This is a genomic window from Tractidigestivibacter sp., from assembly GCF_057241865.1.
In genome coordinates, this window is record NZ_DBHHPX010000014.1 from 49,039 (window position 1) to 62,378 (window position 13,340).

The 13,340-nt window shown below is 64.6% G+C and carries 12 protein-coding genes; 8 read left to right on the forward strand and 4 right to left on the reverse strand.

Annotated elements, in window-relative coordinates:
- Window positions 1-43 precede the first annotated feature (43 nt).
- The 3 genes from ilvN to ilvD are packed head-to-tail and all read right to left on the reverse strand — an operon-like array spanning window position 44 to window position 4,097.
- Window positions 44-529 (reverse strand): acetolactate synthase small subunit, encoded by a 486-nt coding sequence (gene ilvN / locus ACO59D_RS06395; RefSeq protein WP_242622103.1) that lies wholly within the window; start codon window positions 527-529, stop codon window positions 44-46.
- Window positions 526-2,436 carry a biosynthetic-type acetolactate synthase large subunit gene (gene ilvB, locus ACO59D_RS06400; RefSeq protein WP_130811038.1) on the reverse strand — a complete coding sequence of 637 codons (1,911 nt, stop codon included), beginning with the start codon at window positions 2,434-2,436 and terminating at the stop codon, window positions 526-528. The genes ilvN and ilvB overlap by 4 nt, the downstream gene beginning before the upstream one ends.
- Entirely contained in the window at window positions 2,433-4,097 is a 1,665-nt protein-coding gene (gene ilvD, locus ACO59D_RS06405; protein ID WP_485126262.1) for a dihydroxy-acid dehydratase, read from the reverse strand. Before ilvD ends, ilvB begins: the two co-directional genes overlap by 4 nt.
- Before the next feature lie 488 nt (window positions 4,098-4,585).
- Between ilvD and ACO59D_RS06410 the strand changes: the two genes are divergently transcribed.
- The 8 genes from ACO59D_RS06410 (at window position 4,586) to ACO59D_RS06445 (ending at window position 12,622) form a co-directional block, all read left to right on the forward strand.
- The gene (locus ACO59D_RS06410; protein ID WP_485126263.1) at window positions 4,586-6,496 is read left to right on the forward strand and encodes a BMP family ABC transporter substrate-binding protein; all 1,911 of its coding nucleotides are present in this window, start codon (window positions 4,586-4,588) and stop codon (window positions 6,494-6,496) included.
- The gene (locus tag ACO59D_RS06415; RefSeq protein WP_485126264.1) at window positions 6,493-7,218 is read left to right on the forward strand and encodes a metallophosphoesterase family protein; all 726 of its coding nucleotides are present in this window, start codon (window positions 6,493-6,495) and stop codon (window positions 7,216-7,218) included. Before ACO59D_RS06410 ends, ACO59D_RS06415 begins: the two co-directional genes overlap by 4 nt.
- 77 nt (window positions 7,219-7,295) lie before the next feature.
- Complete coding sequence (locus tag ACO59D_RS06420; protein WP_485126265.1) at window positions 7,296-7,787, forward strand: YbaK/EbsC family protein; 492 nt, start codon at window positions 7,296-7,298, stop codon at window positions 7,785-7,787.
- 242 nt (window positions 7,788-8,029) lie between these two features.
- Complete coding sequence (locus ACO59D_RS06425; protein ID WP_485126266.1) at window positions 8,030-9,538, forward strand: PTS fructose transporter subunit IIC; 1,509 nt, start codon at window positions 8,030-8,032, stop codon at window positions 9,536-9,538.
- 106 nt (window positions 9,539-9,644) lie between these two features.
- Window positions 9,645-10,562, forward strand: coding sequence for a 1-phosphofructokinase family hexose kinase (locus tag ACO59D_RS06430; protein ID WP_485126267.1), 918 nt, complete (start codon window positions 9,645-9,647; stop codon window positions 10,560-10,562).
- A 39-nt stretch (window positions 10,563-10,601) separates the two neighbouring features.
- Window positions 10,602-11,378, forward strand: coding sequence for a DeoR/GlpR family DNA-binding transcription regulator (locus tag ACO59D_RS06435; RefSeq protein WP_485126268.1), 777 nt, complete (start codon window positions 10,602-10,604; stop codon window positions 11,376-11,378).
- Window positions 11,379-11,404: 26 nt separating this feature from the next.
- Window positions 11,405-12,034 (forward strand): beta C-S lyase family protein, encoded by a 630-nt coding sequence (locus tag ACO59D_RS06440; protein ID WP_485126269.1) that lies wholly within the window; start codon window positions 11,405-11,407, stop codon window positions 12,032-12,034.
- Between the two features lie 48 nt (window positions 12,035-12,082).
- Window positions 12,083-12,622, forward strand: a complete 540-nt coding sequence (locus ACO59D_RS06445; RefSeq protein WP_485126270.1) for a beta C-S lyase family protein — start codon at window positions 12,083-12,085, stop codon at window positions 12,620-12,622.
- A gap of 1 nt (window position 12,623) precedes the next feature.
- Here ACO59D_RS06445 and ACO59D_RS06450 read toward each other — a convergent pair.
- Window positions 12,624-13,340, reverse strand: a 717-nt coding sequence (locus tag ACO59D_RS06450; protein WP_485126271.1) for an OPT/YSL family transporter, incomplete at its 5' end; no start/stop codon positions are given.

The window sequence follows — 13,340 nt, forward strand, 5'->3', positions numbered from 1 at the left end:
CAGCTGGCGGTTTGAACCGCGTGGTGTCCGGATTGCCGTTGGGCTACTGGTCATGCCCGCGCGAGATCGCGATCTTGCCGGTGCGCGTGAGCTGACGAATGCCGTACGAGCGGAAGAGGTCCTCAAGCGCGTCGAGCTTGCTCTCGGTGCCGGTGGCCTCCACCGTGAGCGTGTTCTTGCCCACGTCCACGATGTTGGCGCGGAAGACGCCTGCGATCTCGATGATCTCGTGGCGGCGCTCCGGCGTGCACTGCACCTTGAAGAGCACCAGCTCGCGCTCGATGGCGTCATCCTCGGTGAGGTCGGAGATTTTGAAGACCGAGACGAGCTTGTGCAGCTGCTTGGTGATCTGCTCGAAGCCCACGTCGTCGGCCTCGACGATGATGGTCATGCGCGAGAGGCTCTCGTCCTCGGTGGGCGCCACGGTCAACGAGCCAATGTTGAAGCCGCGGCGGCTGATCATGCCGGTGACGCGCGAGAGCACGCCAGGCTTGTTCTCGACCAGCACCGAGAGGATGTGCTTCATCATTCGTCACCGTCCTTCTCGCCATCCGTGATGGCGGGGTGTCCGTCCTTGCCAAAGCCCTTGCCGCTTATGCGCACGCCACCCAGCGTCACGTCCAGGGCGCCAATGATGTCGTCGATGGGCGCACCGGGAGCAACCATGGGGTAGACCGTCTGGTCCGTAGGGATCAAGACGTCGAGAAGGTAGGGTCCCTTGGATGCGAGCATCTCGTCCAGTGCGCCCTCGACCTCTTCCGGGCGAGAGATCTGCCTGCCGTGCCAGCCGTAGGCCTCCGCCAGCTTCACGAAGTCGGGGACGGGCGGTAGCTGGGTAAACGAGTAGCGCTTGTGGTAGAAGAGCTTCTGCCACTGGTAGACCATACCGAGGGCGCGGTTGTCGATGACCAGTACCTTGATCGGTGCACCCTCCTGGATGGCTGTGGCCATCTCCTGCACGTTCATCTGGAGCGAGCCGTCACCGGCGACGCACACAACCTCGTCGTCGGGGCAGCCGATCTTGGCGCCAATGGCCGCAGGGAGGCCAAAGCCCATGGTGCCGGCGCCGCCGGACGAGATGAACGTGCGTGCGTGCTCGCGGTGGATGTTCTGGTGCGCCCACATCTGGTGCTGGCCCACTTCGGTGGTAACGATGGATGCCTCGGGGTCGAGTTTGTCCGAGAGCATGGAGAGCACGACCTCGGGCGCGATCTTGTCGGGGTAGTCCACAGTGCTGGCGAAGTCCTCGGTGTAGAACGGCCAGCGCTCGCGCCACGAGCAGACCTCGGCAAACCAGCCGTCGTCCACGGGCTTGGCGCCCTCCTTGTGCAGGCGCTCGTTGAGCGAGGCGAGAACCACCTTGGCGTCTCCCACGATGGGCACCGTGGGGTTCACGATCTTGCCGATCTCGGCCGGGTCGATATCGATGTGGATGACCTTGGCGTGCGGGGCGAACTCGGAGACCTTGCCGGTCACGCGGTCGGAGAAGCGCGCACCCACGGCGATGAGCAGGTCGCACTCCATGACGGCCATGTTGGCGTACTTCGAGCCGTGCATGCCCACGGGGCCCAGGTTGTGCGTGTTCGAGCAGGGCATGGCACCCTTGCCCATGAGCGAGGTCACCACGGGGATGTCCATGGTCTCGGAAAGGTCGACCAGCTCTTGGCAGGCGTGGCTGGTCACGATGCCGCCGCCGGCGTAGATGAGCGGGCGCTTGGCCCTCATGATGAGTTGGGCTGCCTGCTTGACCTGCCGCGCGTTGCCACGGTAGGTGGGCTTGTAGGAGGCAATGCTCATGGAGTCGGGGTAGCGGAAGACCATCTGCGTGCCGGAGAGGTCGCTGGGGACATCGATGAGGACGGGTCCCGGGCGGCCGGTGGAGGCGATGTAGAACGCCTCGCGGAAGGTGCGCGTGAGATCGTCGGTCGACTGCAGCAGGAACGAGTGCTTCACGATGGGCATGGTGATGCCCACGATGTCGGATTCCTGGAACGAGTCGGTGCCAATGACGCCGCGCGTGACCTGGCCGGTGATGACCACCATGGGCACGGAGTCCATGTAGGCGGTCATGATGCCGGTCACGGTGTTGGTGGCACCAGGGCCAGAGGTGACGAGAACAACGCCAACCTTGCCCGTGGCGCGGGCATAGCCATCGGCCATGTGTGCGGCACCCTGCTCGTGCCTGGCCAGCACGTGGTGGATGCGCTTGGAATCATAGAGTGCGTCATAGATCTTGATCGCCTGTCCGCCGGGGTAGCCAAAGATCGTGTCGACCCCCTCGCACTCCAGGCTTGCGATGATCGCCTGGGCGCCGGTCATGGTCTTGCCCTCGTACTCGGAGTGCGAGCCCATGCCAAAGGGCTTGCCTTCGATGGCGGTCTGCTTGCGTGCGAGCTTCTCGGCAACGGACGCCGCGTGGTTGTCGGTGTTCGTCATGACAGGTATGCCCCCTTGTCTGCGCTGGTGACGAGCTTGGCGTAGCGGGAGAGGACGCCCGTGGCATACTTGGGTGCGGGCGGCTCCCAGGCGGCGCGGCGATGCGCGAGCTCGTCCTCCTCGACGAGCAGGTCGAGCGTGCCGGCCTCGATGTCGATGGCGATCTGGTCGCCCTCGTGCACAAGGGCGATGGGGCCGCCGGCCGCGGCCTCGGGGCTCACGTGGCCAACGCAGGGGCCCTTGCTCGCGCCGGAGAAGCGGCCGTCCGTGATGAGCGCGACGGACTTGGCAAGCCCCATGCCGCAGATGGCCGAGGTGGGCGTGAGCATCTCGCGCATGCCGGGGCCGCCGGCGGGGCCCTCGTAGCGAATCACCACGACGTCGCCGGGATTGATCTTGCCGCCAAAGATTGCCTCGCAGGCGGTCTCTTCGGAGTCGAAGACGCGCGCCGGGCCGGTGTGCCTGTACATGCTGGGGTCGACGGCGCTCTTCTTGACCACGCCGCAGTCCGGCGCGAGGGAGCCGTGCATGACCTTGAGGCCGCCGTCGGGGGAGTAGGGGTTGTCGATGTGGCGGACCACCGTGCCGTCGACGGGCGGGCACTGCTCGACCCACTCGCCCATGGTGCCGTGGCAGGTGTTGGCCGTGAGGTCGAGAAGGCCGGCGCGACCCAGCTCGCCGACGATTGCCGGGACGCCGCCCACGTCGTTCAGGTCTTGGATGTGGAGCGGGCCGGCAGGCGCCAGGCGCACGATGTTGGGCGTTGCCGAGCAGGCCCTGTCCCAGTCGTCCATGGTCACGGGGCAGCCGGCTGCGTGTGCGATGGCCGTGAGGTGAAGCATGGTGTTGGTCGAGCCGCCAAAGGCCTGGTCAAGTGCCATGCCATTGCGAACGGCACGCTCATCGATGATCTGGCGAGCGGTGATGCCCTTCTCGAGGAGCTCCATGGCCTTCATGCCGGCGTGCTTAGCAAGGCGGATGCGCTCGGAGTAGACGGCGGGGATGGTGCCGTTGCCGGGAAGCGCAATGCCCAGGGCCTCGGAGAGGCAGCAGATGGAGTTGGCGGTGAACATGCCCGAGCAGCTGCCGCAGGTGGGGCAGGCGGTGTTCTCGAGCCAGTGCATCTCCTCCTCGGTCATGGTGCCGGCGGTGACTTGGCCTGCGGCATCAAAGAGGGTGTTGAGGTCGGTCTGCTCGCCGTGGCGACCGCGACCGGCAAGCATGGGGCCGCCGGAGACCAGCACGGTGGGGATGTCCAGGCGGCAGGCGGCGATGAGCATGCCGGGAACGACCTTGTCGCAGCTGGGGATCAGGACCATGGCGTCGAACTGGTGGCCCTGGATGACGCACTCGACGGAGTCGGCAATCACTTCTCGGCTGGTAAGCGAGAAGCGCATGCCTTCGTGGTTCATGGCGATGCCGTCGCACACGCCAATGGTGTTGACCTGCAGTGGGGTGCCACCCGCCATGCGGATGCCGGCCTTGACGGCGTCGGCGATCTTGTCCAGGTGGATGTGGCCGGGGATGACCTCGTTCTGAGACGAGACGACCGCCACAAGCGGCCGGTCGAGCTCCTCGTCCGTGAGGCCGTCGGCCTTGAGCAGGCTCCTGTGTGGAGCACGGGCCAAGCCCCGTTTTATGGCATCGCTTCGAAGTCCCATGGTCACCTCTCGCTTCCTGTGCAACCTGCTGCGTGCGAGAAATGCGACTTCAGGCGAGAGTGGTGCGTTCTCCCGATGCCCGTTACGGTGGACTCCGGCCCGAGGTAGTTGCGAATCGCCTGGTGGGGGGTGGCCCAGAGGCGGCGTGCGTTCGCCCGAGCAGCTCGAGGGAATGTTCCTTGCCACCCACCGCGGGTTCTCAGCGGTCCCGCTTGCTGTGGGATGGCGTGGCAAGTACTCGCCCTGTCATCACATTTGCTCTGAAACTGTGTGGACGATTCTACGCCATCGGTTGGGTGCGTACGGTAACGAGGAGGTAAATTCCACACCTTGCGCGGGGGCAGCTTTTCCGGCGAGAATGCACGAGAGGCCGCGCCCCACGTGTCGTCCCTCTCGGCTGCACCCGGCCACGGTATACTTGCCTAGACAAGTGGTTCCCGGCTGGTCCGGTCCCGTGCCACCGTCCCCGAAAGGAGGCGTTAGCCATCATGGGCGAGGAGTACAGAAAGGCCCTCCGTCGCGGCGAGCGTGACCTGCGGCATGACGCGTCGGCTGGCGTCTACCCCTACCTTCCCGCGCTCGACTCCGTCCTTGCGCCGGGGGACACGGTTGGCGAGGTTCGCCTGGGCACGATGGAGATTCCGCTCGAGATGGTCGTCGGCACCCGCACCGAGGGCCGCCAGCGCACCTTCTCGCGCACCTTCATGCCTGTGCTCGCACCAACCACGGAGTTCGCCTTCAAGTGGTCGCGTCTCTACGACATCCAGACCTCCGAGGGCTTCCGCGACCCCGTCAAGGTCTACGAGTACATGCACCGCTTCTACGTCCAAGAGGGGAACAAGCGCGTCTCGGTGATGAGCTACGTGGGGGCCTACTCCATCGAGGCCGAGGTCACGCGCCTTCTCCCGCGTCAGTGGGACGCTCCCGAGCGCCGCCTTTACGGAGAGTTCCTCGAGTTCTGGCGTGCTGTGCCCACCTATGAGATCGAGTTCTCCCGCGAGGGGTCCTACCGGCGCCTTGCCACCCTTATGGGCCGTGACCTCGACAAGCCCTGGTCCGATGACGCCGTCTGCGGTCTCACCTCGACATACGAGTACTTCCGCTCCCTCTACCAGCGTGCTGGCGGCTCACACCTTGATATCACCTGTGGTGACGCCCTCCTTGCGTACCTGAGCTACTTCCCGGACGAGCGGCTGCTCGACACGCCGCCCTCCATCGTGGTGGAGCGCATCGGCCGCCTGTGGTCAGAGCTCGCGCTGGCGGGCCCGCGTGAGGACGTGGTGCTCGTGAGCGAGCCAAGCGCGGAGCCGTCCTCGCACGGTGTCCTCTCGCGTCTCTCGTTCCGTACGCCCTATTCGCAGGCAAACCCGCTGCGCCTTGCCTTTCTCTACGAGAAGCCCCTTACAACCTCCAGTTGGGCCCGCGCCCACGACGCCGGTCGCCTCGGGGTCGAGAGGCGCTTCAATGGCCTGGTCCAAACCACAGCCTTTGACGCCTGCGCCTCCCCGGGCGACTTCTCGGCCGTGGTCGACGTGGCCGTCGAGCATGGCGCGCAGGCGATCTTCTCCTGTTCGCCCACGCTCATGACGAGCACAGCCAAGGCGGCCATCGCCCACCCACAGGTGCGCTTTCTCAACTGCTCGTGCAACCTGCCGCACAGCCGCGTGCGCTCCTACTATGGGCGCATGTACGAGGCCAAGTTTGTGACCGGCGCCCTGGCTGCGAGCTTCTCGACCAACCATCGCGTGGGCTACCAGGCAAACGTCCCTATGTTTGGGTCGGTTGCCGAGATAAATGCCTTTGCCATAGGAGCGGCGCTTGTGGACCCCGAGGTCAAGGTTCGCCTGGTCTGTTCCACGCGTGGCGGCGACTCCCTCTATCACAGGATGGCAGACGAGGGCGTCACCGTGATGTCGGGCTCTGATGTCACGGCGCCGTGGGACGATTCCTGCGCGCTGGGCCTCTACCAGATGGTGAACGGCCGCGTGCACAACCTCGCGCTGCCGGTGTGGAACTGGGGCCGCTACTACGAGCTTATCGTCCAGGGGCTGCTCAACGGCTCGTGGCAGGACACCGATGGAGAGGGGCGTCCGTGGGCGGTAAGCTACTGGTACGGCATGTCGGCGGGGGTCATCGGGCTACGCCTCTCGGATGACCTGCCCTACTATTCGCGTAAGCTTGTCGAGCAGGTCACGCATGGCATCGAGCAAGGTGTGCTTGACCCCTTTGCGGGGGAGCTTCGTAGCCAGCTGGGCGTGGTGCAGCCGGCAGGGTCGCCCAGGTTGAAGGAGCAAGACGTTGTGTCCATGAGCTGGCTCAACGACAACATAGAGGGCACCCTTCCCGAAAACTGGCACCCCATTGACGAGACGTCTGTGGGCGGAGGCTTGGCCTCATGAGGATTCTCGCTGTTGCCGACGTTGAGGAGCGTGCCCTCTGGGAGGGGTTTTGCCGCTCCCGCTTCGAGGATGTCGACCTCGTCCTTGCCGCAGGTGACCTTGATGCGGATTATCTCGAGTTTCTCGTCACGATGCTTTCGTGCCCGGTGCTCTATGTCCATGGCAACCACGACGAGGGCTACCGCCGAAAGCCGCCACTGGGCTGCATCTGCGTGGACGGCTCCGTCTACATCTATCGGGGCCTGCGCATCGTGGGGCTGGGAGGCTCCATGCGCTACAAGGATGGCACCTACATGTCGACCGAGCGCGAGATGCGCAAGCGCATACGTAAGGTTGAGTCGCGGATCCGCCTGCTAGGCGGCTTCGACGTGCTGCTCGCCCACGCGCCTGCGCGTGGCATGGGCGACCTCGACGACCTGCCGCACCGGGGCTTCGAGTGCTTCAACGACCTGGCCGAGCGCTGGCGGCCCGCCCTTATGGTCCACGGCCACGTGCACGCGAACTACCTCACGAACTTCTCGCGCGAGCGGGAGCTTCCCTGCGGGACGCGAGTCGTGAACGCCTTCGGCCACGTTGAGCTGGACGCCCCCGTACCGCGGCAGCTCTCGTACGGCTGGAAGGAACACCTGGTAAACAGGCGTGCGCTGCGCGAGAGCGACGGCATTGCCTCGCAGGAGGAAGGACTTCTCGGCGCAGGGCAGTCCTATGGCCAGCGGTGGTAGTTCTGCGGCAGGCGGTGATGGGCTACCCTTCTGGGCGCCGCCTGGCGATGGGCGCCTTTCGAGGGGAGACACTGGGCATGTCAGTTCAGGACGTCCAGACTTACCTTGCGCCCTCTGGCGTTGCCGATAAGATCATCGAGTTCGACCAGTCGAGCGCCACGGTCGAGTTGGCGGCGCGTGACCTGGGGTGCGGGCCCGCGCGCATCGCGAAGACCATGGCATGCGTGGCGGGGGAGGGCGCCGTCCTCGCGGTGTGCGCGGACGACGCCAAGCTCTGGAGCTCGGCCTTCAAGCGTGAGTTTGGGACAAAGCCGCGCTTCGTGACGCCCGACGACCTACCCCAGGTGGTGGGCCACCCCATGGGCGGCATCTGCCCGTTTGCCGTAAAGCCCGGCGTGCGCACGTACCCGGACGTCTCGCTGCGCCGTTTTGACCTCGTGTTTCCTGCAGCGGGAAGCGAGAACAGCGCGATTGGCCTGACGCTTGAGCAGCTGGAGCGCTGCTCGGCGGCCGAGGGTTGGGTGGACGTGTGCAAGGGCTGGCGGGAGGAGAGCCCCCAAGGCGCGTAGGGCACAGGCCCCTTCCTTTCTCGCGTCTCAGCTCCAACAGAAAGGGCGAGCGGCCCTTGTGCCTTGGCGAGCGGTATGCGCGATGCTATCGCTAGGAACTTTCGTTTTCTTACGAAAACTTACGTATACTGTCTTCACGTACAGAGATTGTGATGGATGCATGGTTTAACGATGGTTTGTGCGTGTAAATTACGTAGTTCCCTGGCATGCATCACGCACGTGCTGCATTGAGAGGAGCGAGGATGGCAAACGAGAACACCGCCTATGACCTCCTGGCTGTGACGGGATGCCCAACGGGTATCGCGCACACATACATGGCCAAGGAGGCCCTTGAGAAGGCTGCCAAGGACAGGGGCCTTACCATCAAGGTGGAGACCCAAGGGCAGGTTGGCGCCGAGAACGAGGTGACGCCTGCGGAGATTCGTGCCGCCAAGGCAGTCATTATCGCGGCGGACAAGGATGTCCAGCCCGAGCGCTTTGAGGGGAAGCCCGTCGTGAGCGCTGGCGTGACTGCCGCGATCAAGGACCCAAGCGGCCTTATCGACAAGGCGCTTGCGGCCAAGGCGAAAGGCGAGCTCTCTGAAGAGGTTGCCAAGGCCACGAGCGACGCCCCCGAGGAGAAGGAATCCGTCGGGCATATCATCTACAAGCACCTGATGAACGGCGTCAGCCACATGCTGGTCTTCGTTGTCGCCGGCGGCGTCCTTACGGCCATCTCGTTCCTCTGGGGCATCACCTCATATGATTCCACCGCAGCCGACTACAACTCCTTCGCCGCCATGCTCAAGATCGTCGGCGGGATCGCCATGAACCTCATGGTCCCGGTGCTCTCGGCCTACATCGCCGAGTCCATCGGCAAGCGCCCCGCCTTGGTCCCCGGCTTCATCGCCGGCATGATTGCCATCCAGGGCCTGCCCGTCTCGCCTGAGACTGGCCTCATCGACGCGGGTGGCACCGGCGTCGGCTTTGGCTTCCTTGGCGGCATCGTCGGCGGCTTCCTTTCCGGTTACGTCATTCTCGGCCTCGAGAAGCTGCTGTCCGGGCTGCCCAAGAACCTTGACGGCCTGAAGGCCATCTTCCTCTACCCGCTTCTCTCTGCATTCGTGGTTGGCCTTGTGATGCTGGGCATCTCTGGCCCCATGGCCGCCATCAACACCGGCATGATGGATTTCCTGAAGGGCCTCGAGTCCTCTGGCCCCATCGTCCTCGGCCTTGCGATTGGCTGCATGTGCGCATTTGACATGGGCGGTCCCGTCAACAAGGCAGCGTACGTCACCGGCACCATGATGCTCACCGAGGCGCTTGCCGCAGGCGTTGGCACCGAGACGTACAACTTTGGCACGAACTTCATGGCCGCCGTCTCTGCCGCATGCATCGTCCCGCCCCTCATCACCACCTTTGCTGTGATTGTCGGCAAGAGGTACTTCTCCAAGGCCGACCACGATGCCGGCATCGTGAACCTGATCCTCGGCTGCACGCACATTACCGAGGGCGCCATTCCGTTCATGACAAAGAACATCTGGCCTGTCATGCCCATCATGATGCTCGGCTCGTCCATTGGCGCCATCCTCACGATCCTCTTTGGCGTGCATGACCCTGCGCCTCACGGCGGGTTCCTCGTCCTGCCCGTCGTCGACGGTGGCGGCCCCTGGGTTCTCGCGATTCTCGCCGGCACCGTCGTAGGCGGCATCCTCTACGTCATCTTCAAGAAGTACGAGTATGACAAGAGCGGCGGCGTCGTTGCGGAGTAGGGTGGTCCTGGCGTCCCTGGCACGACCCATCCCAACCCGTTCGTTTCCTCCAGGGGCCCGGCTTCTGCCGGGCCCCCTTGATGAGTCCGGCGATCCTGGAGGACCAATGATCTACACCCTCACCACCAACCCCGCGGTTGACATGAACGTCACGAGCGACCGCCCGTCGACCCAGCACGTCAACCGCACGCGCAATGCCGTGTACACCCCCAACGGCAAGGGGCTCAACGTGAGCTTCACCCTCAAGCACTACGGGGTGGACTCAAAGATACTGGGGTTCTTCGGAGGCTTCTCGGGTGACTACATCGTCTGCGGTGCACGGAAGGTCTGCGAGGTGGAGCCCGTCCTTATCGACGGCATCACGCGCGTGAACCTCTTCATCGCGACTCCCGACGGCGAATACAAGTTCCCAAACGCCGGGGCTCCCGTGGGCAGAGAGAAGCAGGAGGAGATGCTCGGGCTTCTCCGCCAGGCCCAGGACCTCGACTGCCTGGTGGTGTCTGGCAGCCTGCCCCCCCAGATCGACCCATCCTATTACGACGAGCTCATCGACGTGGTGCACGAGAGGGGCGCAGACCTTGTCCTTGACATCTCCCACCCGCACCTGGCCGAGCTTGTGGAGAAGCGCCCGCTGCTCATCAAGCCCAACGACGAGGAGGCTGCGGCAGTCTTTGGCGCTGATGTGGGCGACGAGTCAGCGATCCTTGTGGCGCTGGGAAAGATTCACGCGTGCGGTGCCCAGAACGTGCTGCTCACGCTGGGTGGCGATGGGGCGTACTTCTCCAACGGGGAGCATGTGTGGCGAGCCGATGCCGTCCGCGTGCCCGTGTTGAGCACAGCCTGCGCGGGGGACGCCACGCTTGCCGGCTTCCTCTCGATCTGGTACGCGGACCGCAGCGCAGTTGTGCCGGCGCTCGCGCGTGCAATGGCCACCGGGGCCAACGTTGCCATGAGCGCAGGGCTCGGAGACTTTGCTAAGGTGGAGGAGTTCGAGCGGGAGGTTCGCATCACCCAGGTTGCGTAATGCGCCTCGGCCGTTCGCTCTGTCGAGGAGGTATTGCACATGGGGACCACAGGAGGACGCCTGCTTGCCGAGGAGCGGCGGAAGCGCATCGTGGGCATGGTGGATGAGCGCCAGAGCGTGCTCGTCTCCTCCATATGCGAGGAGTTTGGCGTGTCTGCGGTCACGGCGCGCGGGGACCTCGACTACCTCGAGCAGGAGGGCCTTCTCAAGCGCACCCATGGCGGTGCGGTTGCCGTGACCCAGAACGTGATACCCCGCGTGTCGGAGAGGCTGCGCAAGAACGCCAGCGCAAAAAGGCTGATCGCCCGGCTGGCTGCAGAGCGCGTGCATGATGGCGAGATGATCCTCGTTGGCTCGGGCTCCACCACGCTCGAGTTTGTGATGGCGCTCGACAAGAAGCGCGACCTCACCATCGTGACGAATGCCTGTCACGTCATCGACTACGCAGAGGCCCACCTTCCCGATGTCACCATCATGAGTACCGGCGGCAAGCTCGAACGCAAGTATCGCCACTACTGTGGGCCTCTCGTGGTGGCTAGCCTGCGCGACGTGTACGCGGAGGAAGTGTTTCTCGGCGCGGACGGCTTTGAGCCAAGCTTCGGATTCCTTGCGGAGTACGAGCAGACGGCCATCGCTAAGGTCGAGTTTCTGAGGCACGCGCGCACGCGTACCATCCTCATGGATGAGTCGAAGGTCGGTGCGGGTAGGTCATTCGTGCGCTTCGCGAAGCCAGATGGCGTTGATGTGGTGATCATGGACGCGGACCCGGATGGCCTGGTCGCCTCTGTTGCGAAGAGGGTCGTCACCGCCGAGTAGGGCGTGGCACCAAAGGAGGAGAGCGCATGGCGGACGACTTCACATCGATCATGGAACGGCAGGGCATGGGTGCCATCGCGGTGGACGGGCTTGGTTTGGGTGGCACCGCGCCAGATGCGCCGGCGGAGGGCTTTGACGCCATCCCCATGTGGGTCGCCGATATGAACTTCCCGACGGCGCCATCGATTACGCGCGCCATGGCCAAGCGAATCGAGCACCCGGCCTTTGGCTACTTCTCGCCGCGCGATAAGTACTACCAGGCCATCATTGACTGGCAGCGACGTCGTAACGGCGTGGATGGGCTTGAGCCCGGCCACATAGGCTACGAGAACGGAGTCCTTGGCGGCGTGGTCTCGACGCTCACGGCCCTTGCGGCGCCAGGCGACGCCGTGCTTCTCCACAGTCCCACCTACATAGGCTTCACGCATTGCATCGAGGAGAACGGCTACCGGATCGTGCTTTCGCCTCTCGTTCAGGACAAGCAGGGCGTGTGGCGCATGGACTTTGTGACGACATGGCTGCAAAGCTGGAGGAGAACTACATCCACGTGGCGGTGCTCTGCTCGCCTCGCCGCACAACCCGTGCGGGCGCGTGTGGGAGCGCTGGGAGATCGAGCGCGCGATGGGAGGCCTACCGAGAGCACGATTGCGTGGTGACCTCTGACGAGATTTGGTCCGACCTGGTGCTGCCCCAGGCATCATCACGTGCCGACCCAGTCTGTGGGCGACGACGCCCACAGACGTACCGTGGCGCTCTATGCGCCGAGCAAGACCTTCAACCTGGCAGGGCTCGTGGGGAGCCATCGCATCATCTACGACGATTGCCTGCGCGACCGCGTGGCGTCCAGGGGCTCAAAGTGCCACTACAACTCGATGAACGTGCTCTCGATGCATGCGCTTATCGGCGCGTACAGCCGCGAGGGCGAGGAGTGGCTGGGCGAGCTTCTGCAGGTGCTGGATGGCAACGTGACCTGGGCGTGCGACTTTATCTGCAAGCACTTCGAGGGCGTGCACGCGAGCCGGCCCGGGGGAACCTACATGCTGCTTCTCGACTGCAGCGAGTGGTGCGAGAGGCACGGTCGCGACATCGACTGGGTTGAGCGCGCGGGATGGCGCGTGGGCGTGGACTGGCAGGATGGGCGTGCGTTCCACGGACCCTGCTACGTGCGCGTTAACCTTGCGCTGCCGCTCTTGCGCGTGCAGGAGGCCTTTGGCCGACTCGACCGTTACGTGTTCAACGCATAGGCTACCCCGCAAGGCCCGCGATGACGCTCGCCATCGCGACAATGACGCCGACGATCGACTCGCCGCCAAGCACGCCAGAGGCCACAACAACGCCAGCCTCCTGCACATCGGCATCGCGTGCGGCACGCTCGTCCTCGGGAAGCCCCGCGTTGCGAGCGGTGCGCGCACGGTCAATGGCCCACTTGAGCGCAGCGCCCAACGCAGCGGTGAACGACATGTAGAACGGCAGGTAGACGCCAAGTCCCAGCATCATGGCCGGCAGGCCCGCCCAGTAGAGGCCAATGCCTGCCACAAGTCCAATGGCAAACGCCGGAACGCTGGGAATGCCCGAGACCATCGTGGCCACAACGCTCGCCTGTGCCGAGACGAACTCCCTTCCCAGCCCAAAGGCGTCGGGTCCATAGGCGCTGACCAGCGCCATCATGACGGCAGCGGAGACAACCGCCCCCAGCACGCCACCAATCGCCTGCCCAAGCCACTGGGCGCGCGGGTCGGTGCCAAGGATGCTCCCGGCCTTGAAGTCGTTCATCACGTCGCCGGCAAGTCCGCATGCAACAGCCACCACGCCGGCAATAAAGAAGAGCTGTACTTCTCGTACCTGTGCAAACGCCGAGACAAGCAGCAGCACGATGAGGCCAAAGATCTCCATGGGGTCGATGCCCGTCTGTCCGCACGACTGCGCGCTCATCGCGGTGGTCACAAAGGCGAGAAGCACCAC

Bases quoted from the DNA above. Each gene is read 5' to 3' on its own strand.
- ilvB (WP_130811038.1), bottom strand. From the start codon at position 2,436: ATGACGAACACCGACAACCACGCGGCGTCCGTTGCCGAGAAGCTCGCA.
- ACO59D_RS06435 (WP_485126268.1), top strand. From the start codon at position 10,602: ATGGGGACCACAGGAGGACGCCTGCTTGCCGAGGAGCGGCGGAAGCGC.
- ACO59D_RS06420 (WP_485126265.1), top strand. From the start codon at position 7,296: ATGTCAGTTCAGGACGTCCAGACTTACCTTGCGCCCTCTGGCGTTGCC.
- ACO59D_RS06430 (WP_485126267.1), top strand. From the start codon at position 9,645: ATGATCTACACCCTCACCACCAACCCCGCGGTTGACATGAACGTCACG.
- ACO59D_RS06440 (WP_485126269.1), top strand. From the start codon at position 11,405: ATGGCGGACGACTTCACATCGATCATGGAACGGCAGGGCATGGGTGCC.
- ilvD (WP_485126262.1), bottom strand. From the start codon at position 4,097: ATGGGACTTCGAAGCGATGCCATAAAACGGGGCTTGGCCCGTGCTCCA.
- ilvN (WP_242622103.1), bottom strand. From the start codon at position 529: ATGATGAAGCACATCCTCTCGGTGCTGGTCGAGAACAAGCCTGGCGTG.
- ACO59D_RS06410 (WP_485126263.1), top strand. From the start codon at position 4,586: ATGGGCGAGGAGTACAGAAAGGCCCTCCGTCGCGGCGAGCGTGACCTG.
- ACO59D_RS06415 (WP_485126264.1), top strand. From the start codon at position 6,493: ATGAGGATTCTCGCTGTTGCCGACGTTGAGGAGCGTGCCCTCTGGGAG.
- ACO59D_RS06425 (WP_485126266.1), top strand. From the start codon at position 8,030: ATGGCAAACGAGAACACCGCCTATGACCTCCTGGCTGTGACGGGATGC.